At 63.2% G+C, this 24,811-nt stretch carries 12 protein-coding genes; 4 read left to right on the forward strand and 8 right to left on the reverse strand.

The genetic code is table 11. The features are described 5' to 3' along the window. The first annotated feature begins 224 nt into the window (after positions 1-224). Positions 225-1,166, forward strand: a complete 942-nt coding sequence (locus GBA63_RS24520; RefSeq protein WP_207956912.1) for an NADPH-dependent FMN reductase — start codon at positions 225-227, stop codon at positions 1,164-1,166. A gap of 135 nt (positions 1,167-1,301) precedes the next feature. Beyond that, positions 1,302-1,568, forward strand: coding sequence for a hypothetical protein (locus tag GBA63_RS18715; protein ID WP_166178544.1), 267 nt, complete (start codon positions 1,302-1,304; stop codon positions 1,566-1,568). Positions 1,569-1,582: 14 nt separating this feature from the next. Here the strand turns inward: GBA63_RS18715 and GBA63_RS18720 are convergent, their stop codons facing one another. Then, positions 1,583-1,999: a hypothetical protein gene (locus tag GBA63_RS18720; protein ID WP_207956913.1), complete on the reverse strand. Its 417-nt coding sequence runs from the start codon at positions 1,997-1,999 to the stop codon at positions 1,583-1,585. A gap of 57 nt (positions 2,000-2,056) precedes the next feature. Further along, entirely contained in the window at positions 2,057-3,376 is a 1,320-nt protein-coding gene (locus GBA63_RS18725) for an RES domain-containing protein (protein WP_166178548.1), read from the reverse strand. 164 nt (positions 3,377-3,540) lie between these two features. On the opposite strand from GBA63_RS18725, the gene GBA63_RS18730 reads away from it, so the two are divergent. Next, positions 3,541-3,690, forward strand: coding sequence for a hypothetical protein (locus GBA63_RS18730; protein ID WP_166178550.1), 150 nt, complete (start codon positions 3,541-3,543; stop codon positions 3,688-3,690). A gap of 220 nt (positions 3,691-3,910) precedes the next feature. Here the strand turns inward: GBA63_RS18730 and GBA63_RS18735 are convergent, their stop codons facing one another. Both GBA63_RS18735 and GBA63_RS18740 read right to left on the reverse strand, forming a co-directional pair. After that, entirely contained in the window at positions 3,911-4,339 is a 429-nt protein-coding gene (locus tag GBA63_RS18735; RefSeq protein ID WP_166178552.1) for a putative toxin-antitoxin system toxin component, PIN family, read from the reverse strand. Between the two features lie 15 nt (positions 4,340-4,354). Further along, positions 4,355-4,729 (reverse strand): type II toxin-antitoxin system prevent-host-death family antitoxin, encoded by a 375-nt coding sequence (locus GBA63_RS18740; protein WP_166178554.1) that lies wholly within the window; start codon positions 4,727-4,729, stop codon positions 4,355-4,357. Positions 4,730-4,775: 46 nt separating this feature from the next. Here GBA63_RS18740 and GBA63_RS18745 point away from each other — a divergent pair, with 46 nt between their 5' ends. Next, positions 4,776-10,940 carry an HTH domain-containing protein gene (locus GBA63_RS18745; RefSeq protein ID WP_166178556.1) on the forward strand — a complete coding sequence of 2,055 codons (6,165 nt, stop codon included), beginning with the start codon at positions 4,776-4,778 and terminating at the stop codon, positions 10,938-10,940. Positions 10,941-10,955: 15 nt separating this feature from the next. On the opposite strand, the gene GBA63_RS18750 is transcribed toward GBA63_RS18745, so the two are convergent. From GBA63_RS18750 to GBA63_RS18765, 4 genes are all read right to left on the reverse strand, one after another. Beyond that, entirely contained in the window at positions 10,956-11,216 is a 261-nt protein-coding gene (locus GBA63_RS18750; protein ID WP_166178558.1) for a hypothetical protein, read from the reverse strand. Positions 11,217-11,699: 483 nt separating this feature from the next. After that, positions 11,700-15,788 (reverse strand): NACHT domain-containing protein, encoded by a 4,089-nt coding sequence (locus GBA63_RS18755; RefSeq protein ID WP_207956914.1) that lies wholly within the window; start codon positions 15,786-15,788, stop codon positions 11,700-11,702. Between the two features lie 501 nt (positions 15,789-16,289). Then, positions 16,290-20,009: an ATP-binding protein gene (locus GBA63_RS18760; protein ID WP_166178562.1), complete on the reverse strand. Its 3,720-nt coding sequence runs from the start codon at positions 20,007-20,009 to the stop codon at positions 16,290-16,292. Between the two features lie 378 nt (positions 20,010-20,387). Further along, positions 20,388-24,779, reverse strand: a complete 4,392-nt coding sequence (locus GBA63_RS18765) for an NACHT domain-containing protein (RefSeq protein ID WP_166178564.1) — start codon at positions 24,777-24,779, stop codon at positions 20,388-20,390. Positions 24,780-24,811 lie beyond the last annotated feature (32 nt).

Genomic DNA, 24,811 nt, shown 5'->3' on the forward strand with positions numbered 1-24,811 from the left:
ACGCCGACGCCGGACCTTCGCCCCGGCCGTTTCCTACCGACAGCGGGCTCTGCCGCCGCGCACGGATCCCGAAATACGTACACGAGCTTCGCAGGAGGTAACGACCTGCAACAGGCCGAACAGAGCGCCGTCGGGCGTACGGAACGCACCGGGCGCCCGAGGGTGGCTATCGTAGTCGGGAGCACCCGCCCGGGGCGCGCGGCGACGACGCGACCTTCGAGGTCGTGGACATCGCCGACCACGCGCTACCCCATCTCGACGAGCCCGTCCCCCCCCTCGCCGGCCAGTATACTCGGCCACACACCCACAAGTGGGCAGCAAAGATCGCGCCGTTCGACGCTTTCGTCTTCGTGACCCCGGAGTACAACCACTCCATCCCGGGGGCGCTCAAGAACGCCATCGACTTCCTCTTCGCCGAGTGGAACGACAAGGTCGCGGGCTTCGTCAGCTACGGCGTCGACGGGGGCATCCGCGCCGTCGAGCACCTGCGCCTGGTCATGGGTGAGCTCAAGGTCGCCGACGTGCGCCACCACGTCGCGCTCTCCTTAGCCGACGATTTTCGGGACTACACGGAGTTCGCGCCCAGCCCCGGACAGGAAGAGAACGTGGCCGCGATGCTGGACGAACTCCTGGCGTGGGGTTCGGCGCCCAAACGCTCACGGCCCTCGTCCCCCCTCCGAGATCCGGTACCCGGCAAACCAGGCGTCACGACGTCCCACCGGGAAGGCCGCTGCACCCGTCGCCGAAGTCCACGACCCTCACCCTGCCCTGTCCCCCGCACACGGGACAGTCACGGACGACCGCAAACCTTCCCTCCAGTCCCTGCCGCCCTTGCCCCGATCTCCTCCAGCCCCCGCACGCGAAGCATCTCCCGCCCCGCCCGACGACGACGCACAACCTCCTCTTCCCGCCGGAGACGGCGCGCCCCCTCACGGCCGTCTCCCCCCGCTCGCCTCCCCGTCACGTCGGCGCCTAGCCGCCCGTCCCGTAGAACCACTCCCCATCCTCGAAACCTCCTTACCGATATGCTCGGTAGCCTATCAGCGTGCATATTACCGATATTGTCGGTACAATGCCACCATGACGCTTCTGGAGGGCACGGAAGGCCTGCTGGAGACCTTGAGCCGTTACCGCAGGGCGGGTATGCTCCTGTCGGGTCAACCTAAGAGTCTGGAGCCGGGTCTGGCGGACGGCAAATACATGTACTGCGGCCACGTCTTCGACCGGCTGCTGGAGTCGAGGGGCTCAACCAGAGCACCTTCGCGGCGGAGTGCCGGAGGCGCGGCTTCAAGATCAGGGCCATGTCCGGCAGGCTGAGGGACGTGAACCAGAGGAGCGTCTCGGACTGGATGCGCGGCGTCACGGCGTGCCCGCGCGAGATCCCCGTCTACGCCGACGCCATCATGGCCTTCAGCGACGAGGAGTGGGAGTTGTTCGGGGCCGCCTACGCCTACGGGCAGACGGTGCCGAAGGAGGACTTCGAGGACCTCATGGAGTTCAGGAAGTTCTACCGCGCCAAGCTGTCCGAGGGCGACAACCACGAAACCGAGGAGGCGAAGACGGGGTAAGCCCGCGGCGTGGGCTACACCACCTGTCCCAGCAGCCGCTCCACCGTCCCGCGGTCCAAACCCTTCCACGCCGCGGGCTTCCCTATCTCCGGCCGGACCTCTTCGCCCTCGGCGTGGGCTATCTCCCTGACCTCATAGTGCGAGAAGACTACCAGCTCGAAGGTCTCGGCCCGACCGTCGGTGGCCTCGGGAGGCCAGTGCTCGATCCACACCGGCGCCCTTTCCATGCGGTGGTAAACCATCACCTCGGCGGTCAGCCGCTCGGTGACGCTTGGGCCGGTGTTGGCGGTGACCGCCGAGCAGGCGACCGCCGAGCAGACGGCCACCGGCAGGTCGTCGTGCATCAGCTCGCCCTCGGCCTCCGGCAGGAAGATCCTCATCACCCTGCACCTGCCCCGACCTGGCAGAGGATGCACGTAGTCGCTGGCCAAGTACAACCCTAACCCGGATTATTCACGGGCGTGGTCCCGGCTTGCTGGCGAACCTCCTTAGCCGCCGTTGGCGACCCGGTGACGGTTGAGTACGGTTACTCGACTATTAGGCAGTAGAGCGTCAAGGAAAACCACCAAGACTTTCCCGCTTGGCGAGTAGCGGGAGGGGGCTATAAGCGCCTCTAGACCAGCATCACGAGCCCTTGCGGCGATTCCTCTGCTCAGATGCCGGTCGCTAAGAATCCGTCCGTCTATCTGCATGGCAACGCGAGTCATGGGGTCAAGCAGGTCCAGAACCTTGTCTAACTGTACTTCTAGCTCGACCAAGTCGAACGGGACGGTCTTAAAGTCGCCAGGTATCCGCCGTGCGAGTACCTCTGCTAATGCGCTGGCCGGACTCAATGTAGCGTAGAGTGCCCGCTCCCTAGGAGGGTGCCATCGACCGTCAAAAGGCAGGGGCGACTCCAGAATTACCGGATTCTCGGAGCGAACTATACGATACACGCGGCTGTGGAGGGACCGTGCCGGTAATTCTTGCCGGTCCTCCGTCTTGAGGGGGGCAGCCGCGCCGCGAATTGCCTCTGACAATCGCTGCATGAAATCGTCGAATTCGACTGAGAGAGCGTTTGAAGGATTTCCGGAGGCACCTAGGGGCTCAGCGATTTCAGTCGGCACAGTACCGTCCCCAGGACCGACAAACCAGGCTTCTCTCGGCCCTCCTGATTCGAATGCCGGACGAAGAGCCTCAACTATGTCCCGGTCACTGGCAGAGTACCCGACGAAGATGATCGCGTATTTCCGTACGGCCGATCGGAGCCTCTCAACTAACCAATCCTGTACCTGATTCTGCTCCCACACCATCGTGTCTGGCTGATCGAAGTCGCCGTGAACTTTGAAGATATCGAAATCCACATCGGGGTCATATCTCATGTCCGCTTCTCTTATGATGGCTCTTGAACGTGGCAAGACGAGTTCCAACGCATTGTCCCAGTTCGCCGTATAAAGGAAGTCTGCGAAGTAGCCTTCCACCGTTAGTTCGGCCAAGGATTCATAACCTGAACTGGGCTTCCCCATTTGAAACAGTGGACGGATCCAGTGGCGAGCCTTGTCCTTCCCGTATTGATCGAGGACGGTTCGAGAAACGTTAGCGAATGTGGGGGAGCGGGAGTGCTCCTTCTTGAACAGCTCTCGCTGTGACCCTGGCGACTTACACGGGTACAAGAGTTCAAGGTATCGATCTTTGACTTTCTCGCCGAGCGGATAACCGCTGCTCACGGAGGCGCCGGCACCGGTGAATACAACGTAACCGCCCCCCCTCCTGCCTCTCTGGCTGGCGATCATCTGTCCAAGTGAAGCGATCCTATGTCTTACCCACATTTCACACCCTCTTGCTCACAAGGGTAAACAGTACCGTTATAGTAGCGTTAAGCACTTCGATATAGGCAGCTAACCCTGCTTATTCACGGGACGGGTTGAACTGAGGGGACCTCCTTCGCCACGGTCGGGTTGTTCCAAGACTCGGCGTAGTGAGGGGGCTCTCCATGAGGGATTGTGCCACAACCCCGACACGCTTCGACACCCTGACGAAGCTCGCGCTCAAGGCCGTCTTCGACGGCGGCAGCCTCACCAGTGACGGCGGGCTCACTTGGCTGGCCGGGACGGGCTCGGAGCTGGACTTGTGCGGAACCTGAGCGGAGCACATGCCGGAGTGGCGGCGCGGGAAGGCGCACTACCCTCTGCTCGCCCAGCGGAAGCAGCAACGCGTCCAGCATAAGTTACGTTCCCGCGCGATCGAAAACCGCAGCAAAGTCGTAGGGAGACGCTCTCCGGAGCCGGTTCGGGCAAACGTGGTGAGGCTCAGACCCTCGCGCACACCGCCGAGACCAGCACCATGCGAGTCACGGATTCGTTTTAAAGGAGCCCAGCCTCCCAGAGACGGACGAACTGCGCGGGTCCCAGTACCGGCACCGGCGGATCGCTCATCTGGAGGATGTCGTCGTCTCCGCTGACAACGTAGGAGGCCCTCTCCAGGACCGCGGCCATGACGTAGGGATCGTCTTCCGGGTCGCCCGTGTAGGAGGGCACCTCGTCCGAGTCGCCCGTGGAGATCTCTGTGATAGCGAGTCGCAGCCGCCTCACATATGCTCCGATCTGCGAAGAGTCCCACTTCAGCCGGTTGGCTATCTTGGGCCGGGCTAGCACCTCCTCGATCTTGGGGAAAAGCTGCGACGGCGCGCAGAGCTCGAAGTCGTGCGGGCCCTCTCCTAAAGCGTGGTCCAGAATGCGTGCAGGACTACCCTTCGAGCTAAGTACCGCGGAGACGCACACGTTGGCGTCCACCACGACTCTCAAAGCTTACCGGTCGTCGGCACTCTTGGTGGGAGGCGTACGGTCTCGCGCGGCTTCCATCTCGGCACCCACCAGCCCTTCCACCTCGTCCCCGGAAAGATCGGAGAAGGCCTCCCTGGCCTCTCGGGTGGACTCCACGAGCGCCCGCCTTTCTCCTTCCAGATATCGGTAAAGCCTTATGGGCACTAGCGCGAACACTTCCTCCCCGCGGCGCTCAACTACCACCGAGCCTCCGCGCTCGACGTCCTGGGCCACCTGCCCTAAGGACCTGCGTAGTGTCTCAAGCGGGATGCGGTTGTTCGTTAACACGAAACACCTCTCGTTCCACATGAACCGTGCGGTCCACATGGTACCATCAAGTCGTGTCATCTCGTGTTTCACAACCCTGCCCCTCACTCCGTGCGACAGCGTGCCATGGGGACGTCGAATGAGCACAAGACGCGACGACTTCGTAGCCAAAGTTAGGAAAGTGCTCGCCGAGCGGGCGGGGGTTCGATGCTCGAATCCCGAATGCCAGAAGACCACGAGCGGTCCGAACTCAGAGCCCGAGAAGTCCGTGAACATCGGCGTCGCAGCCCACATCACCGCCGCGGCTCCCGGCGGACCGCGGTACGACGCGGCGCTCACCCGCGCGGAAAGGAAGAGCGCGAAGAACGGCATTTGGCTGTGTCAGACTTGCGCGAAGCTGATCGACAACGACTCGCAGCGTTTCCCCACGTCGCTTCTTCACGACTGGAAGAGGGGCGCCGAAGCCAGGGCTTTAGCCTCGGTCAGCGGCACCTCCCCAGCGGCGAAAGCGTCCGTGACCTCCGCTTCCGCCGCTCTTCTCGCGGGAGAGGTGGATCGGCTCGCCGCCCACGTCTCGGATACCGTCGATCGGGACCTGAAGCGCATGACCTCTGCGTGGCGGGAAGGCCGAACTCGTGAGGTGGTGGAGTGGCTGGACGAAGTTAGAAGAGACGAGTCCAGATGGCGTGCCACGGCCCCCGCCTTGAAGGCGAGGTTGCTGAGGTTGGAAGCCAGCATGGCGCTGGAAATGGCGGACGACGTCGAAAGGGCCAAGAGGCTGGCGGACGAAGCGCGATCCGAAGCTCCTCTGGAAAACGATACCCGGTTAAGGGCCGTTATAGCCTACGCGGAGTCGGGACCAGAAGCGGCGGTCGAGCTGCTCGCCGAAGAGCGGGACATCGACGCCCTTAACCTTAGAGCCGGACTTCTGCTCGAGGTCAAACGAGCCGACCGGGCGGAGGAGGCCCGGGCTGTCCTAGACCTCAGCGGCACCGACCTGGAACCGAACGCCGAGACTTTTCGGGTGCGGGCCCTCTCCTGCCTCGCGTCCAAGGATTTGAACCGGGCGCAACTGGAGATACAGAAGGCCCTGGAACTCGGGGAACGGTGGGAGAGCGTGCGGTTTACCGCCGCGACGGTCGATTACCTCAGCTCCCTCTCTCCGGCGGCCCTGCCGGACAACGGCCCCGTGCCGTGGCCGGAGCCGGTGGACTGGCACCTGGTCAAGCGCGACGGCGAAAGCTTGGTCAGGCTGCGAGCGGCGGGGCGGACGTTCGAACAGTTGGCTGCGTCCGTCGAAGTAGCTGAGGAGAAACGCCGACTAGAAACCTGGCGACTGGCATGTCTGGCGAACGACCCTGACAAACTGCAGGAGGCCCATGACTACTGCGAGGCGATCTTGCAGGCCGATCCGGGTCACTACCGCGCCGTACTGTGGGCGATCGCGCGCGGCATCGACGTCGACCTGAGCCCGAGCGAGACAGCGTTGGCAGAACTCGTCGCGGATGGTGTTGCGGAGCACGCGCACATCCTGGCTTTGACAAGCTTGTACTTCGTATCCGGCATGATGGTCGAGGCGGCGAAGCTGTTGGATGACACGAAGCACGTGTTTAGAGAGATCGGGGCCGACGCGCTTTGGACGTTCTGGCGCGCACAAGCATCGACGCTCGCCGGTGACGCCGAGGCCGCAATAGGGTTGCTGGACCGAGCCGGACAAGACGAGGATCGGCTGCGGGAGGCCCGCACGTTGGCGCTGCGAGCGCTCGCGGAGAAAACCGGCGATTGGGAGAGCCTAATCAGGCATCTGGAAACCTCCTACGAGGAGACCGGGGACGCCGACTTTCTGGCGAAATACTGCGAGCTAATGGCGCAGAGGCAACATTGGTCCTACGTGGCGGACAGGGCGGAGGAACTGGTCGACAAGATCGGCACCGACGAGGCGGTCAGGCTCGCCGCGATCGCCGCGTATCTCTCGGATCGCTTCCGTCTCTGCATCAAGCTGCTGGACAAGCACAGGAATCTCTTCGTCCAAGGAAAGCTGCCCGACGAGCTTAGGCGCATTCGGGCCCTTTCCAGATCCGCCGTCGGCACCCTCCCGAAAGCGGTGGTCGAGGCCGAAGCGCTGGCGGAAGAATCCCCTACCACCCCTAACCTTGTCTCACTTGCGCAACTCTACTTCGCGCAGGGCGACCTGAAATCGCTGGCCGTGATCTCGCGCCGCCTTAAAGATGCGCCAGATCTGTCCCCCGAGTACCGCTTGGAGTTGAGCCGGCTGGTGCAACTGGAAGACCAGAGGCTAGCCGCGGCCCTATGGAGGGAAACCGTCTCCCAAGACCTGCCCGACTCTCTGGTCGGTATGGCCGTCTCACTGGGATTTCAGCTCAATCTCGAAGAGGAGGTGGGTCCGCTCGTCGCGAGGATGGCAGAGTTGGGGAATCGGGGCGAGGGAGGCGTTCAGGCGGTCAAGGCCGCGAACCTCCTCTCATTCCTGGAAGAGCGCCGAAAGGAAATGGCCGAGCTCGACGAACTCTATCGCAAAGGTTCGGCACCTGTCCACCTTATCGCGGAGCAGGCGAACCGATCGTTGTTGGAGCTGTACCATGGAAGACCCTCCGCAAATGAAAGGGCGCCTGCTCCGACGATCCAACCCATCCTCTTTGTTCGCCACGGCGGTCGTGGACCCGTCCCCGATTCTGATGGCGCGCTGGTTGGGCGCCGCCTCCATCTGGATGTGACGTCGGTGCTCCTGGCAGCACACTTGGAGATCCTCCAGCCGACGGAAGAGGCCTTCGGCCCGCTACGCATCCCGGCGGATCTTATACCCGCCCTGGTACTGATGACGGAGAAGACGTCGCACCATCAACCCTCGAAGATCGAGGAGTACAAACAGGTCGTGGAACTGGCAGAGGCCGGCTCGTTGGAAGTCGTGAGCACCGAACTGCGGACCGACCACGACGCCCGCTTGGTCGAAGAGCTCGGCGAAGACTGGGTAGCCGCGTTCGAGCAAGCGCGCGCGGAAAATGGGTTCCTACTCGACTTCTTGCCGCCCGTCAGGCTCGGCCTGGATGGGCCACCCATGTCGTTGCCGGAGGACGCGGAGAAACGCCTGGTCAACTGCCGATCACTACTTGAGGTGTTGCGTCAGCGCGGACAGCTCTCCGACCGAGAATACGCGCGCGCTCGAAGCCGGCTGGGAGACGAGGGGCGAAAAGAGCCAAGCTCGGCGAGTCCCGAGGCGGACTCGATCCTGTACTGCGACGGGGGAATGGCCGAGCTTCTGGCGGGCGCCGGGATACTTTGGGCGGCTTGCGGGCTCTTCCGAATGCGTGTGGGTCAGCGAGAGCTGGACGGGGCTCGGGCGTCTTTGCGGTATCACGAGTACGCTCGCAGTCAGGTCGAGTGGCTCAACGATTTGATCGACAGGCTGAGGGGCGGTATCGAGGACGGCACGTACGAGGTTATCCCCGCGCCTTCCCGAAAGGAAGAGGACCCCAAGCTCGCGGATTCGGCCCAGCTGGATCTGATCTGCCTGGAGACACTGTTCAGGTTCGAGGCAGAAGACGGCGACGTGGTCTGGATCGACGACCGGATGGCGAACAGCTACCCGGCCAGAGGCAGTGTACCCATAGTCGGCGTCTTGGAGGTTCTGCGAGCACTGGTCGCCGCAGGTCATCTGTCCGAGGACGAGTGCTATGACAGAATCGAACGGCTGCGGGCGGCCAACGCACGGTTCATCCCCCTCCATCAAGACGAGATTCTCTACCACCTCCGGAAGGCCCAGGTAATGGAGACGGGCGTTCTCGAGTCGCGGCCACTTCGTACCCTGAGACGTTACTATGCTGCCTGCCTCTCGCGGATCGAAGATCTCCAGCGGCCTCCGATGCCAGAGGCCGCTCCCAACCAGTTCGGGGAGCTCGAGTTCGTCGTCGGCCTTAACCGCTCCGCCTCCAGCGCTCTCCCCGAACTGTGGAAGGGGAACGAGGAAGACTACGCACGCAGAGTTAGGGCGGAGTGGCTGCTGGCCAACCTGTACCTGGATTTGCCAGCGCTCGCGCGCATGACCTGGTCGCAAACCGAGGAAGAGGACGACCGCTACAGGCTGGCCGTCGAACTCGCCGGGCTGTTGTCCCAGGCGATGCAACTCGATTGGCGCGTCCATGGGGACGAGTCGTCGCCGCGCCGGACGTACCTCGCCTGGTTGCACGAGCGTGTTCTGAGCAAGCGCTTCGACGCTGATCCCGATCTGATCAGTGAGGTGGCAGAGTCCCTCAAAGAGGGTTTCGCAGAGATACAGGAGAACATCGAGGGCGAGGATCAAGCGCGGGCGGCGAGCCTCTCGCTCCGTCTGTTCCTCGCTGATCTTCCCGAGACGTTGCAGAAAGAACTCGGTCTTGACGCCAAACTCATGGAGAGCATAGGCATCAAGCATCCGAGAGTGGCGAGCATCGGCGACCTCTCGTTCGACCCCGACGCATTTGCGCGGGCGGCAACCGAGGCGGTCAACGGCCGCGAAGCGAAGATCGCTCTGGTCGAAGGAGACGAGAAGATCACGTTCTCCCCCCTGCAAGACCAAGCGGGCACTGTCGGACTGCGCTTGGCACTACCGGGGGACGGTGGGGATACCAACATTACCGATGAGATCCTTACCGTGCTCAGACAATCGGTCACGGAGCGCGAGGCGGTACTTCGGAGGAACCGCCGCTGGTTCGACTGCCGGGACGACGAGTTCGAGCGCGCGGTCGTGGAGATCGCCTCCGCCGACGACCCCCAGCGACGGCTCGACGAGACCGAGAGATGGCGAAACACCAGCATGGCGGTGTTCTACGCAAACCTGCACAGGCGGCTGGCTCAACAGCGGATGTTCAAGCTACCCGAGCTGCGTCCCCCGGACGCCAAGGCGTTGAGCCGGCACTTGCGGCTCCATCCCGAGACGGGATCCGGCGGAGAATTCCGGGCCGCCCTCGATGCGGCTGCCGATAACCTCATCAGGGAAGAGGGACTTATCGTGGCGATCGAGCGGCTCGCCGGCCTCCCGGTTCCTTTGCCGAAGCCCGTGATAGAAGCCGTCGCGGCCATGTCCCCCGCAGATCGTTGTTCGCTCTTCCGACGATTGCTAACCGCTCCGGGCTCGCCACCCTCAAAGATGCAAGTCGTTAGGCTCTTGAGCCGCTTCGCCGAAGACACAGAAGCCTACTATCGGCTCGGGCGCCGGATCGCCGCTCGGTACTTTTCCCTCGACGGAGCAGAAGAGTTCGATGCCTTCCTCTCGATACTCAAGTGGGTCAACGACGAGTTCGACCGCTGGCCGGAGGCACGTTCCTGGAGCCATACCATCCGTTCGACGATGGTTTGGGCCCACGCCCACCGGCTCTTCGTCATCCTGGTCTCCACGGGGGCTCCCTTTCACTGGCTAGGTCGCACCTTCGCCCAACCCGGCGACAGGCGTATGACATCGGAAGTGTTCGAGCGGTCCCGTGAATACTGGTTGGATGTCACCCATCCGCGCCGAGTAACCAGGGAAGCTTTCCTGCTCGGGGGCCTGCCTTACGGCCTCGGCGACAAGGCCCAGAGGTTCGCCAACGAGGCCTCCTTGGAGACCGCGGACGGGATGCAGGGGGCTCAGCTGTTCCGGGATCCCACGCTGGCGCGCAACGACCTGAGCTCCTACTTGGGCGGGGACAGGGGAGAAAGACTATCGAGTCTCCTCGGTTCAGAGCAATCCGACCTCTACTCCCGGCAAGCCCTCAGATCGTTAGTGAAGGAGAAGCTAGACAGACGGGGGGGCCCGGAGCAGGAACACTTAATGTGGGCCTCGATACACGCCGTAATCGGCGACCTGCCCCCCTACGAAGACTTGGTGGCACCCCTCGACGAAGCCGTCAGACAAACGGATTTCGTCGTATTGACGCGAAAGAACGTCCAGACCGGAATCCTCGCGGTACACACAGCTTCGCAGCTGTCGCTGAACTTGGGCGACGAGGGCTGGAGAAGTCGTCTAAAGGAACAACTCGTTGGGATAGGAGCTCTCTTTGCCGAGTCGGACAGCGGAGCAGGCAGTGAGCAGGCCAGTGTTCAAGCTTTTACGGGAAACGTGAACTTTTCGGCGTTGGTGGACGCGGCACTTGCGGTCTGTTCTCCAGGAGATGTCCACCCCGAGTTCGCCGCGCTTGTCGATCGACTAGCAGGCGCCTGGCCCGCAACAACTCCCTTCTTCAGGCTCACGGTGCTACGCCTCTGCGAGGAGTTACCAGTTTCGCAGGCCAAGAACTACTGGCCCCTGCTCGTCAGGCTGCGCGCAGAATAGCAAGCACGCTCGCGTTCAGCGGCTCATGAGCCACTCGTCGACCTCCCTGACGTTGTAGAGGATCCCACGCTCGCTGACGTAGTGCCTGGGAAGGTGCGGCGCGATCCTCTCGAACTGCTTCTTGGTCCTTTTGAGGTGCAGCCGGATTCCCTCACCGTCCGCCCACTCTTCTCGCTGTATCAAAGCGAGCTCCCTGGTGGTTTGCGACAAGCTCTCGGCGACCTCCGAGAGAGTACGCGCCACGTCGGCGAGAGCCGAGGTCTCGAACTGGCGCAAGGCCTCCCTCGTCTCCGATAGGGTCGTTGCCGCCTCCACTAAAGAGGATGTGCGATCTGCGCCAACGGGTTCGCCGCTTCTCTCCTTTTCGCCAAGCACGCGAGCATATTACCGACATTGTCGGTAAAAATCTACCCGTGTCTTGAGTCCGGTTGGGTTCTGAGGAAAAGCAGGAAGCGCTATGACGCTCACTTTCGGAGGCTAGGGCGAAGGGCACCATGATTCGAGACGTTTCGATGGTTATCGAGCCAAGATTTGGATCTGAATTGTGCCGATTAGGTGAAACCGACGACCTCCGTCATCAGACTCTTTGGGGCCCAATGCATCGTCGTAGAGCCGAAACTGCCATAAGCGATACCGCCCCCGTCCCGGCACGAGTGCGGCAGCAACCTGACGTGTAGACACGAGTTTGAGGGTTCAATGGGTTCTACGAGCCTTGCCTGTAACGCCCAGAGAAGCTATTCTCAACCAACGCTCTCGTGCTCAGCGCAACGCGGCGTTGATGAGGAACGCCTCTACACGCAGGTCCCCCTGTGAGAGTTTCGCGGCTTTCGCGTTGAGCTTGCGCAGGGCGTCCTTCGGATCGCGCCGCATGGCGGTCTTGTGCCTCGGATCCTCTTTGTCCCATTGGGGACAGTTGAACCACCCAACCAGGTACAGCCCGTGCCTGCAGCGGTTGTCGCGCAGGTACCTGCCCGCGAGCTGCGCCTCCATCTCGTGGTACAGCCTCTGGTACCAGTTACCCTTGGCCTCGATGATGACCGTCACGGGGCCGTACTCCTCGGTGCGCGGGCCGCGCACCGTGGCATCCACGCGTATGTCGGTCCTTCGGCCTTTGCTTTCGCCTTCGCCTCGGCTTATGACAACCTCCCGATTTACGACCACGCCCCTGCGCTCCAGGTCTTCCTGAAGGTGCCTCTTCACGTAGTCGGAAAACCTTTCTTCGCCCTTCGGCCTCTGGGTCCCATCGTCGCGCTCGTTCCAGAGGTCGGGCGCCGCGGGGGTTTCGCCCCGCAGGTTGTCCTCCAGCCTGCCCAGCGACTCGATCACGACATCCAGGAGTTGGTCCCCGTTTCGCACCAGCCTCGCTGTCCGTTCTGCGGTCAGCTTGCGCACCCCGGTAGGATCAGGGGCGGTCCAGGTCTTGAGCCGCGCTTCGGCCCTGGCCTGGTACAGGGTCCAGCGCAGCGTCTCGAGGAGGGCGGGCAACGCCTCCATGATTCGTTCGATCTGCCGGCAGGCCTCGAAGGTCCCGCGACCGCGCAGGTTTCCGGGTATGTCGTCCCGCCACATGGCGATGCTCTCCTTGAGGCCGATGGCGGTCAGGTGCCCGTCGTCGCGGTACTTCATGAAGTATTCGGAGGGCGGGTAGCGGTCCATCAGCCAGATGTACAGGTCGGCCGCCTCCGACTCGGAGAGGCGCTTCTGCGGGCGGTTGGAATGGTGGGCCGTGCTGGCGATGGCGTCCACCAACTCGTCGGCGAATCCCTCGTCTCTTTGCAAGGCCGGCCACACCACGGACCAGCCCGCGTCGGCCGCGTGAAATATGAGGGCCCCCGCGGCCACCACCGCACGTGCCCTCGCTCCCTCTTCTTCATTCCCGGCCCCGGAGACGACAAGCGACTCCGCGAAGGCCTCCGCTTCGTCGAGTCCGTAGTCCAACAGGTCGTTCAGCAAGGACGAAAGGCAGGAGGGCTTCAGTCGTTCGTCCTGTGCCTTCCTCAGTAGGGCATGCGCGAGCCGATCGTCCCAGCACTTCTCAAGATCGCGGGTGACCGACAAGAAGCCCTGTTCTTCGTTCTCTTTGTCGATCAGGAACAGCGCGGTGTCGATGACCGTCCCGGGGGCGTGTCGGTAGGCCATCGCTACCAGTTCGTGGTGCGGCTTCATCCCTTCGGTGCTCGTCGAGATCGGGTAGCCGAGGATCGCGGCGGCCCATCTCTCCCACGCCTCGTCCGGGATCTCGGCGACGAAGTCCGGCGCCAGATTTACCAGCAGCCGGAGCGCACGGTAGCCAGCGTCCGTAGGGTGAGCCTCCCAGATCGAGCCTTCGCCCAACCAACCGTCTAGTTCCGGCTCGCCTTCCAGGACGTACCGCTCGGCCGCCCCTACTATCCTGTCCCTGGTCGCGGCGTCCGCGGCCTCCCACCCGGGCAGAGCGGTGAGGTCCCACTCCGTCGGGCTTACTCGGGAGCGTCCGTCCTCGTCGAACTTCAGGAAGTAGTCGACGCGCCGCCAGAACGCGCCCACGTCGCCGGCCTCGGCATCGTCCAGCGCGCGGAGAATCCTCTCCTTCAGTGGCGGGTCCGGCGGCGGAGACTCCTCGCGGTTCTCGCGCCAGCTTAGACTCTCGCGGTGGTAGCGACGCTGCTCCTCGGCCTGAGTGGACGATAGCTCGACCGGGTCGAAGAAGCGGCCGACCTCGTCGGCGAGCGCCGGTGTTCTCTGGTAGGCAAGGTACAAGAGCTCGTGCTGCTCGTCGCCCCAGCCGTAAAAGGATCGTCGTACGAGGGCGGCCAGGACTTCCCTTCCGCGTCCAGGGGGCGCGGCCTCCAGCTCCCCGATCAGCCACGCGGCGTCCTTGGCGAGCAAGAGCGGCGTCTTGTATTGGACGAGGAGCCAGGCCCCGTCGTCCTCATCCTGGAGCAGCCCGAGCATCTCCACCATCAGGCCACGCCGCTTCCGGTCGTCTGCGGCGACTCGGTTGCGGAAGGACGGTTCGTCGGAGTCGGACGCCACGAATACGGGCCTCCGCTCCTGCACTATCTCGTCGTGCTTCCTCAGACGCGCGAGGGCGGCCCTGGCGAAGGCTTCCTTGACGCCCGGATCGTCCAAGTGATCCCAAGCCCGCAGCATGATCTGGTCCATAAGGCCCGCGAGCCTGTAGGACGCCTCGTGGCGTCGCTGCTGACCTTCCACCCACGCGAGCGCCTCAGGAAGATCGGCCGGCCGTAGGCGCTCGGGCAGGTCGTCGTTGAGGAACGACGCGTAGGACCCGAAGTAGTTGTCGTTTGGCCTTGCCAAGGACCGGAACAACTCATCGGCGGTCAGGTGCTCGGGCCACAAGGCGTGGAGTCCCCACCCCCTGAGGTCGCCGTTCGGGTCTTCGCCGGCCTCTCCCAAAGCCAGCGGCCTGAGCAGAGACCTCGTCGGCCCGTCCCCGACGTGGGCCACGAACGACGCCGCTTCCTTACGGACGAAGTGGGGCTGAGAGGCGTCCAAGGCCACCTCGGCTGCCGTCCCCTGCAAGGTTCGCAGTTCGCACGCCTCTGCGATGTCCAGCGCGACCCTGCGCACCACGAAGTTACGGGTAGCGTCCGCGATGTAAGGTCTGAGCTGTTCCGCCAGGCCCGGATGGGCAAGCTTCCTGTAATCCTTGTGCGGGATAAGGCCGATGTCGAGCAATTTCCCCTCGTCGTACAGCCGAAGCATGGCGGCTACCAACCCCGCCCTGGCTTCCACGTCGGTGCTCGCGACGTCGCTCCGGAGTAGCACCTCGGGCTCTGAGTCCATCACGGCCCAAAAGAATTGGTCAGACACGCTCGCCAGCCAGGCCGCCGTCTCGTGCAGCTGCGGGACGAGCCTGCCTTCCTCGTCGTCGGGGTGCAGAATGAGCGACATCGCCTGTTCCACCCCTACGTCCCTGCGCGCTAGATAAAGGGCGGCAAGGAACTCCGCGTAGGTCTGGTGCGCCCAGCCGAGCCTCTCGGAGCCACGGGCGGAGAACAGGCCTGTGTCGAGGACCTCCCTTATCGCGGCCTCCCCCACGGGGAATTCTTGTCCGCTGACCGACTCCGCGCCGTAGGCAAGCTCCCTGACCGGGATGTCATCCTCCGCTTGGACGGCCCGCTCGAGTCCCGTCCAGACGGCCTGCTTACCCGAGAAGATGGTCAACGCCGCCATGCGGGCGGCGACTGCCAGCCGCTGATCGGCGCTGAGTTCCCCGACGAGCCCCCTGTCGACGCGGTCCTCGTTTCTCTCCTCGCACAAGCGCCGGCAGCCGTCGAGGTAGAGGTCGGCCTGGTGTTTCGGGAACCCGCCGGTTTCCCGGTAACTGTCAAGTAAGAACTCTAGCGTTACCGGTTTGATCGCCAGCGGCACGGCCTCCGCCTCGTTCACCGCCGCCAGGAAGCTATCCGGGCTCATGTCGTTGGTCTCGGCCGCCACGGCCACATCCACGCGCCGTAACGGGGCCAACTCGTACACGCCGACGGAGCCCTCTCTCCAGAGCTTGTTCATGCCTCCTTCCAGCTTCTTCGGCCAATCCGCCGTCCGACATCCAATACGTAGGGATAGGCGATCCACTGGGTGCTCCGCTAACTCTTCTAATAGAAGGTCCACCACGTTGGCCATGAGCAGGCGACATTCGTCGAGACCATCCAGGAAGACGTGGAGGCGGTAGTCTCCAGATCTCCACCCCGCGAACTCTTCACCGCCAAACAACCTGCGGGCGAGTCGGGTCTCACTTCCGTACCCGCCCAGGCTGATCCAGATAGTCTTGTCGCCACCGGCTTCGATCTTTTCCCACTCGTCCCGGAGGGCGGTCGTCTTGCCGATACCTGGTTCGCCCAATAAGGCAAGACAAGGCACGTCGGAGATGTGCTCGAACGGACGTAGGTCGGAGTTTGCGAACCGCCCGTAGGGACCTTCGGGATCAGTCAGGTACCCATGGTCACTCAGATCGAGGGCGCCGTTCCATGGACACCAGAATCGTTTCCAATCGTATCGAGATCGGGTCGGCGCGCTCGTGTCGCTCATCGCCCCCGACCGATCATGCGAATGTCTCCTCAAGGCGCCCACCGACGTCGCAGAGTTGCACCAAGGCTGAAAGCCACATCTCCGGCGAAGAGTGCAACGGCCGGGTTTCCTGATCTCGTGTCAGTGTCAGACCGCCGAAAGAACCAAGAAACACTGCCGGATGGTTCCCAAACTGCTCTACGTCCCTCTGGTGCAGACCGTCACCGTAAACAGCCAAGCTGTGCACACCCCTGCGTAGAAACACGGTTGCGCCGATCTTGATCGATTGTTTATGCCCCAAAAGGCCGCTACCTTCGGCCAGAAAGCGCTCCGCGCTCACAGGTCTATGTCCTCGTCGATCTCCTCGATACGCTCCTTCTCTGCCTTCTCTCGCAGGAAGGCCGCAAACTCCCGAAGCCAAGGCTTGGCAGCCTCGGGCGTTTCGCGATCCCCAAGGACCCTCTCAACATCTTCAAGCACGGATTCGGTTTGCCCGAACGAGGGGCCCCAGTGGGATATTATGCCTCCACGGATGCGATGGGCTCCGAGTGCTACGCCGTCCTGAATGTCCACGTTGTCGGGGTACCTCGCTAGCAAACCGACGGCCACGGGCCAAAATCCAGTTACTGCCGCGGTGATGCTGCGGGCGATCGTTTCGGCCTGTCTTTCGTCCTGATCGGCCAATGCTATCAGCAGGTCGCGGTCCGCTTCCTGGTCGAGCACGCCCTGCAGCAGCTGCGGGACGCCGATTATCCTGCGTTGCGGCCCAACCGCCGACGAGATCACGAGTCGGATAGCCCTCTCGCGATCGATACCTCGTAAAGTCGCCCAGAGTTCGTTCTCCCGACGGTCTCCGAAAGGCTCCCAACCCGCCGCATCAGCCCGTCTCAACAGCGTTTCGAGGAGCCGGAAACCCCTTTCGGGGTCCCGCCGGGCGAGCGCGGCGCTTAAGCGGTCGAGGTCGTAGTCATCATGATCGGAAGAGGATCGAGCCGCTTCCAAGCACCTCCACACGAAGTTTGCGAGCTCCCCTTCCAGAGGCTTCTCTATCAGATCCCAAAAGTTAGCCACCCTGACGGCGACCATCGCGTGTTCGAGATCTGGGGTCGCGAGCAGACGCAGCAGTTTCAGGCAATCTTCGGACTCAAGAGGCTCGGTCCACCGTCCGTGCAGGATCCGCTCGACCAACCCTGGGTTCGCACGCCCTTCCGACAGCAACACGCCGATGCGTTCGATACCAGGCACGCTGCCCCCCAGCCGGCTCGTAGCCACCAAGATGGCCAAGTCGCTGACCTCGCGCGTCTCGGATAGCTCGTCGAGCTGGTCCTCCACCGACGCGCGGTCGTGCTCCGCTAGGCCGGCCAGGTACGCCCCGAATGGGTCCGCCCCGCCGTCGCGAGATCCGAGACTCTCCACCTTCGCAAGCCAACGTTTTTCTGTGTCCAGCTTGCCGAACTGCCAGAAGAAAACGTGGCTCTTTTCGGCCTCCTGTGACAGCAGCCAGTCGAGTAGATCGTCCGTCAGCTGCTCCGGGTTATCCAAGATCTCCTGGGCAAGGTCCCGCAACTTCCGAGCGCCCCGTTCGAGGTTGTGCCCGTGCTCGTCGACCTCACGGTCGTAGTCTTCGAAGGTCCACTCGCCGGCCAGCCTCTTCAACCGGACCGGAAAGCTCCCCGAGTCGAGCCGCTCCATCAGGCGATCGACGTCTTCCACGGGTTTCTGGGTCTCACCCCCGGGCTCGGTCCCGGGCCGGCTCAGCCCGTCTCGCACCCGGCGTAGCTGGAACGCGAGGTCTGCCACGGGTATGGCCACCTCCTGGGTCAGCGCCCACTCGACCGCCGTCTCCAGACGCTCGACGGCGACGCGCGGTCGGGCGTAGAAGGCGGACGTGGCGATGGACTTCGGAAGAACGGCCATCGCCGCGTCGGCGGCCTCTGGATCGTCCGAGCGCGCGACGTCCATGAGCAGCCCGACCAAAGCTTCGACGTACCGCGAGATCTCGTCGCTGGTCATCGGGGGTGCCGTGTCTAGGGGCGTTGGCCCCTGACTGACGAACAGCATCATTCCCCGCTGCGGGATGCTCCCCTCGATAGCCTTGACCGCCAGCGTGCGCATCCCCACAAACTCTTCTTTCTCGAACATCTCCCGGAGTAGCAGTAGTCTCCTGTCGAGCGTCAAGGGAAACTGTGGATTGGTCCAGAAGAAGCTCTCGCAGAAGACGCTCGTGGCGTTGCTGCCGTGGTCGTCGGTCTCCGCCTCGGCCAACAAACCCAGGCACCGCAGCGCCGTTTGGGCGGTTTCTCTGCGGTAGAGGCATTCTTGCAGGGCCCACACCAGCTGCTGACGTTCATATCCCGCGATTTCGCGCCGCTCCTGCCGGCTCATCACCGATAGTCCCCTCCAGACCATGTCCACGAACCGCCCGGGCTCCGCGGAGGCGGCGGGCCGTAGCAGATCGGGAAGGGACCAAGCGCTGGGCAAGTCTCGGAGGGGGCCGCTCGAGTTGAGCATGGCGTCCCAGAACAGGGATGCCTCCTCGACGGTCAGGCCTTGCAGGCGCCGAATCATCCTCCGTCTCGCGCGGTCGCTCAGGGCGGAGAAGAGGCCAACGAGTTCGGAGGCCCGCCCGCGGAGGGCCATCGCGCAGAGGTGGTTGGCGAAGAAGGTCGGGGTCACCTCGGCGTAGGATCCCCTCGGGCGTACGAGGCCGGCGGCAACCAAGCTATCCAATGTCCCAAGAATGTCGTGCTTGGTTGCGCCATCGCCGAAGTTTTCTAGCACGGCTTCGAGCTCTTCGAGCGCCGCCCTGGCGACACCGACTTGCGGAAGCAGGCTGAGTAACGTCAGCACCTTGAGGGCTTCTTCTCCCAACTTGCGCTTGACCCGGCGCTCGAACGCCTTGCCCACCTGCTCGGAGAAGGAGCCTGCCCTGGCCCTAAGATCCGGACCGACGCTCGCGGCCGTAAGCAGGATGTCGGGGTTGCCGCCGGCCCGCTCGATCACCCACTGCTCCAAACCGAAGTCCAAACTTGGCCCGGCTGCCCGCAGCAGCTCCCCCGCCCGCTCTACTGGGAGAGGCTCCAGCTTGAGGGTTGACACCCGATCGTCTTGTCCGAAGTTGGGCGCGGGCGCGTCCTCGGGCGTGGGTAAGACGATGAGCAGCTTGAGCCCTTCGATGGCCAAAGCGCCGTGGACCAGCTCTTCGGCCTTATCGGGGTCTGGATCGTCCAAGATGAGGACGACTTCGTTGTCGCACGATCCGAGCATTAGCAGATCCCCTAGTTCGAGCGACCGCGGCTCGACGGCGACGATGGTCTCGAAGGGGCGGTTACGTTTCGCAGCTTCCAGAGCCAAGCGCGTTTTTCCCATCCCTTGCGGTCCCGCCAGAACCATAGCCCGAGCACCCTGGTCCTCTAAAAACGAGGTAACGCTCTCCATCTCCGTCGCCCTGCCGACCAGGTCTACCCCCGCACCGAACGGTTTTCTTGAAGCGTGCGCGTTCCACTCGGTCTCCACCGCAGAGAACCCGGGCGTTCCCAGGTAGGCGAAACGGAGGTGCGGCATGTCTGTGAGGAAGGTGGCGATCTCCGCCGCACCGGCGATCTCCACTCGTACGGCCTCCGGCTTATCGTAGCCTTCGAGTATGTTCTCCCTAAGCTGACGCTTCTCATCGTGAGTGAGATCAAGGTTGACGAAGAGCACGTACCTGTCGGGGCATCGTTTTGCGTTCTCACAAAGGTCCTTAATGGCGCCCTTAAGATCGCTCTTGAGCTTGGAGAGCAGCGTCCCCCTGTTTGCGGTAGCAATGTCCCTTTGCTTGTACTGGAACACGTTCCACCCGGATCCGAGTAACGCGGAGGTACCATCGCCCTCTGGCACCTCCGTCTCCCACTCCGCGTCGACGCCTCCGTCGGGCACGTTGACGCGCTCCGTAAAGGACGGGAGGGAGGAAGGCCTCCTTTTGGCGGACGCCCAGGCGATCGCATTGCACATGGAAGCGAACCCCGCTGGGCCGAAGTCGCGACCAGTCAACCTCTCGACTTCCTCGGAGGTCACCGCCCGTCCGTGCGCCTGCGCCACGCCGCAAAATCCTTTCCGTCACACATAACCTACCCCCCTCCCCTAACTATATTTCCTGGTGCGCCAGGAGAGCAAGGTAAGAGACATACTTTGGCTTCTTATTGTCTTGCCGTCAGTTGAGGAAGGCGACCGTCTACCTGTACCAATCGGCGGCTTCGAGCATCAAACCCTTGAGAGCAGGATCTCCGGTAAGCCCGAGGGATTCCTCCAGTACCGCACTCAAGGTGGGAGCGTCGGGAGACGCATGCACCCCTAAGTCGGCGTATGGGTGCCTATGGGCAATGGTACCGAAATGGGATTTCGCCCGTCAGGGAGCTAGAGGCGCCGCGCCGCCAAAGCCGAGAGTCAGGCCGCTCAATCGTAGAGCCGGGTCTTTTCGTAGCGAACGTAGGGCGGGGCGTCGCCCAGCAGCGCCTCTGCCTCTCCCATACCGCCGTCGTAGAATGCCCGTTCGCCGTAGATCGCCCATGCGAGGCGCTGGCCGCTTCCGTTGAGGTAGCGGTCCAGGTGGTCTTTGCGGATGAAGGTGAACTCTTGCATGTCCGACAACCCCTCACCGTGTGCGAAAGACAACGATGCTCGGCGCCCGTCGGAGGCGAAAAGGTCGTAGGTCTGCGGTCTGTTGGTCAGACCTAAGTCGTCCGCGATCTGCCGGGCGGGAACGCAAGGCGAAAAGTCTGGCGTGACATCGCTGCGACCGCCCGAGAATCTATGCCTGTTTACGGGCATCGTCATCTGGCGCGATTCCATATCGAGGCGTCGCTCGTTCACCGTGACCTCTCGCTCCAGCAACTCGATACCCCGCTCCTGCAAAGCGCGGCCGAATTCTCTGACCGCAGCTTCGTCATCATCTTGCGTTTCGGAAACATCATCCTCATCGCCTAGACAGTGGGACATCAAACGCGTAACCTCGGCGTCGCTGACGCTCTCGCCGTCGCGGACGAACTCGATCTCGACCTTTTTCGTAGCGACCGTCGTTTCGCCCAAGATCAGGGCGATCTCGGAGGGTTCGGTCGACGGGTAGGTTTCGCACCATGGTATCTCGCCCGCGTAGGCATAGTGGATCTCCGGGATGTCGGTAGCGTCAAGACGGTTCTCTTCGGCGCCGTTTACCGCGCCCAGGATCTCATCCGCGTCCGCAGCTTCCAACAGGAGGCCCTGCATGAAGCAGAACATGTACCGCCGGTGCTTCTCGTCGTGCTGCGTAACGTGGCCCCACAGAAGTACCCACGGCCCCCGTTCGCCGTCCAGTGTTTCCACCTCGAGGACGTCCTTGAAGGCGAAATTCGGACCGCGCGAGATCCAGTCTCCGAGCGGCTCACGCCGGTCCCCGAGCAGGTCGCCCGGGACGAGCAGGAGTTCGGGTGGTCTCTCGGGGAAGCTGGGGTCTATATCGACGTGCGACGGGTTCACCTCCCAGTCGCCTTCTTCCCTGAGCAGACCGAGGTCGTCCCTGTGGCCCGCCAGCTCACGGGTCGCCACCCGCACATACTTGCGACCGTACCCTTCCGCCCATCCGCGCCCGTCGTCGTAGCGTCTCGCGTAAGAAGCTTCTCTGTTTATTCGGGCGTCCACAGGGCCGAAAGCGTCAAACGAGTAACCGAGGTCGTAGACGCGCCACCAGAGGTTGGCCTTCGCCGTCCTGTACTCAGGCGCGCCAGAGTGGTACTTGGAGATCCCGCGTCCCAGTTGCCCCATGGGGTCGTCTTCCAACGGGTTGAAGGGACTGCCTCCGCCGCGGTAGCCGCCCTCGTTTCTGTCCTCGCTCTGACCCCAGTCCCTGAGTCCCCCATCTCGGTAGGGTGGCCTCGTGCGACCGAGCCGCTCATCCGTAAACACATCGGGGTGGTGAAGCGCGGCGATCTCGATCGTCCTCCGCGCGTAGTTCCTGGCAAGGATGTGCGTGGTCGCGTGCGGCGCACCCACCGCGAACATGGCGGCGTAGAGCTTCTCCGCCCACCTCAGTAGCGTGCCTTCTACGAATCCGCGGTCGGCCGGGTCGTACCGGCGCGCCATCGCGACACCGTAGCAAGCTGCCAGCATGCGCTCGGAGACACACGGGTCGTCGATCTCGAAGGACCCCTCAACGAGCGTGAAAAACTCTTCCGGAAAGCGCCTACCGTACCAATAGAGGGCGCGCGTCGCCCTGTCCCTGAGGTCCCTAACCGTGGATGTCAGCGTCCACATGGCGTACTCTGCCGTCAACCGCAGCCTGTCGGCGAGCTCTGCCGGGGCCTCATCCGTCTTGCTGCAACGTGCCTCCAACAAACGGATCAGTTGTGCCGCAAGCCCTTGCGTTGTGCGCAAGTGCTCGGACCACGACAGGTCCCTTTCCGGCAGCGGCAGTCTCTTCAGCTGCTCGTGCCAGAAGTCGGCGTTCAAGGGGTGTCCTGGGCGGACGATGATCGGGTAGGACAGGCTCAGGAGCTCCCGCCGACGCGCCTCCTGACCGAAGCGCTCGGCAACGAGCCGCACGCTCGACTCTCCGACGTGCTCCGCGGAAATCTCGAACAGAGCGCGTACCGAGTCCGAGACGGCCACCTCGTTGTCCGTGAGCTCGTGCAGGTGCCGGCCCTTAAGCCCGGGCGCGAGGGCGGCGAGCGATCGTCGGATGTCCTCGTGGAGCGGATGCCGCTGGCTGAAATCGCTCCCGTAGAGGAGCTCGACGGCACGGTTTGAATTAAGGAAGCCCTTGAGGTCGTCGTTCTGTCCGATTATGTGGCGGGCGATGAGGTACCCGGCCATGAGGTCGTAGGTTATGAGGTACGCTTCCCCTTCTCCCAGCAGGTCCCGGCACACCACCAAGCCTTCGCTCTCCATCGCGTTAGTGCGCGATACGTCCCAAACGAGGTGCTCCAGCTCCGCCCCGTCGACGAGCCTCGCGGCTTCCCTAATGGGCACGAACCGGCCGCCGTGCAGCCACAGGTGCGCCGCCAGCCTTTGGAGTGCTTGGCTGACCACTGGGGTGCCACGGCGAAGTTCCAGGCGACGGGCCGCCTCCGCGTCACACCGCCGCAGGTACTGGTCGAAGATCTCGAAGAGGGTCTCCTCGCCTACCTGCACGTCGACCCACTCCCGCCGCTTGGGGTTCTTCGCCTCGCAGAAGAGCTTGAGGTATATGGGGTGGGCGAACTGATCGAGCGGGGTCGCGGTGAGGTCGGCCCGTATCTTGTAGGCGGCGAAGTACCTGTCGATCGCCTCGTCGACCCCGTCGAAACCGAAGCCGTCGACGAAGATGGCGTTCTCGGGCACCCCGCCCTCGTTCGGCCAGATCGCATCTCTATACGAGGAGCGCGACGTGGTAATGAGCGTCACCTCGGGCGCCTTGGAGATCTCCGCCACGAGGCCTGGCAGGTGCCTCTCCCAGACCGTGGAAAACCGCCCATTCCTGACGGCCTCGTTCAATCCGTCTATCACTATGGGGATGCGGGTGCGGTGGGCTTCGGCCGCCGCCTCCAAAGCCCCCACGAAATCGTTCCACCCGTACGATGGCGGCAGGTCGAGCAGCTCGCGCAGTTGGGTTTCGAAGCTCCCCTCCCCGACGAAGTTCTTGCCGGGGAGGAAGATCGCCGGTAGGCCTTTGTCTATCCTCTCGTCGCATATCCAGCAGGCGAGGTGAGTCTTGCCCTGTCCCGGGTCACCCAGCGCGTGGAGATCCGGCTTGTTCAAGTAGTCCAACAGGGAGCGTATTCGGCGGGCCCCGTCGTGGATCTCCGCGGCGTAGTTCCACGGACCGCCCAGCGTGCGCTCCGCCCGGAGCTTGTAGTCCTCCTCGTGGTCGGGCGGCCCTGAGTAGCCCAACGACGCTACGTCGATCTTATCTCGTACGTTTTGGTAAGCGCTTAGCTCCACGAGCAGGGATTCGAGAGGGAGGTCGTGTGCCCCTTGCCGAACGAGGTCCAACTCCCCGCGTCGTACGTGCTCGCGGATTTCGGACAAGCGATCTAACAGTCCTTCAAGAGCCGGACGCATGTCTCGCACGGCTTTAAGTAGGCCCCCCCGGACGTCGCCGAACTCCACTTGCCTGGGTATGCCCGCCGCAAGTTCTTCGACCCGCCGGTCGTAGTCGGCCAAGTCCTGCCGGAGGACGCCTAGCCTTCGATCCAAGTCGTCCCCAAAAGCGTCGTCCGCGAGCAGAGCGTGGACCAGCACCTCATCGTGGGTCTCGGTATGGAGCGGTCGCTCGTACTTGTCGCGCACGCCTCGTAATTGCTTCTCGAACTGGCCCCGGAACCACTGCACGGAGAGCTCCAACTCGCCGAAGAAGTAGCGCCTCTTGCCCGCAAAGCGCTCCTCGCTGAGCTTGTCGGAAAGGTATTGGTGGCCGAGAAACTCCAACGTCACGCTTCGCCCTTCGGGCACCACGGTCCTACCGCCGAGGATGGACCCAGGCAACCTCTCTTCGAACCACTTCCGCTCGGTCGTTGTTAGCTCCCCGGGGACGCACAGAAACCATTTGGTTAGGTCGGGGTGAACATCGCAGGCCCTTTGTAAAGACTTCTTTATCTGAGCCTTACGGCCGGGGGTGAGCCGGGTATCGGGAAAGAAGAACTTGGCCTGCCATCCCCACTGCGTCTCGTCGGGGAAGGTTGCGTAGAACTCGACGCCGTCCCCACCGCCGCTGTCGTCCACGGAGACGAACCGCGCCTCGGAGCCGTAGACTCCCTTCTCCACCTGATAGCACAATTCCTCGAACCTTCCGGTCTTGTCGCGCTGCCCGGGTTCGAGCCTAGACCAGTCGATCATCCAGAGGCTCTCTTCGCCGATAACTGCAACGA

This window comes from Rubrobacter tropicus, assembly GCF_011492945.1.
Classification (GTDB): Bacteria; Actinomycetota; Rubrobacteria; order Rubrobacterales; family Rubrobacteraceae; genus Rubrobacter_D; species Rubrobacter_D tropicus.

Excerpts from the sequence above, each read along its gene's own strand:
- GBA63_RS18715 (WP_166178544.1), top strand. The coding sequence starts at position 1,302 with ATGTCCGGCAGGCTGAGGGACGTGAACCAGAGGAGCGTCTCGGACTGG.
- GBA63_RS18725 (WP_166178548.1), bottom strand. The coding sequence starts at position 3,376 with ATGTGGGTAAGACATAGGATCGCTTCACTTGGACAGATGATCGCCAGC.
- GBA63_RS18730 (WP_166178550.1), top strand. The coding sequence starts at position 3,541 with ATGAGGGATTGTGCCACAACCCCGACACGCTTCGACACCCTGACGAAG.
- GBA63_RS18745 (WP_166178556.1), top strand. The coding sequence starts at position 4,776 with ATGAGCACAAGACGCGACGACTTCGTAGCCAAAGTTAGGAAAGTGCTC.
- GBA63_RS18765 (WP_166178564.1), bottom strand. The coding sequence starts at position 24,779 with ATGATCGACTGGTCTAGGCTCGAACCCGGGCAGCGCGACAAGACCGGA.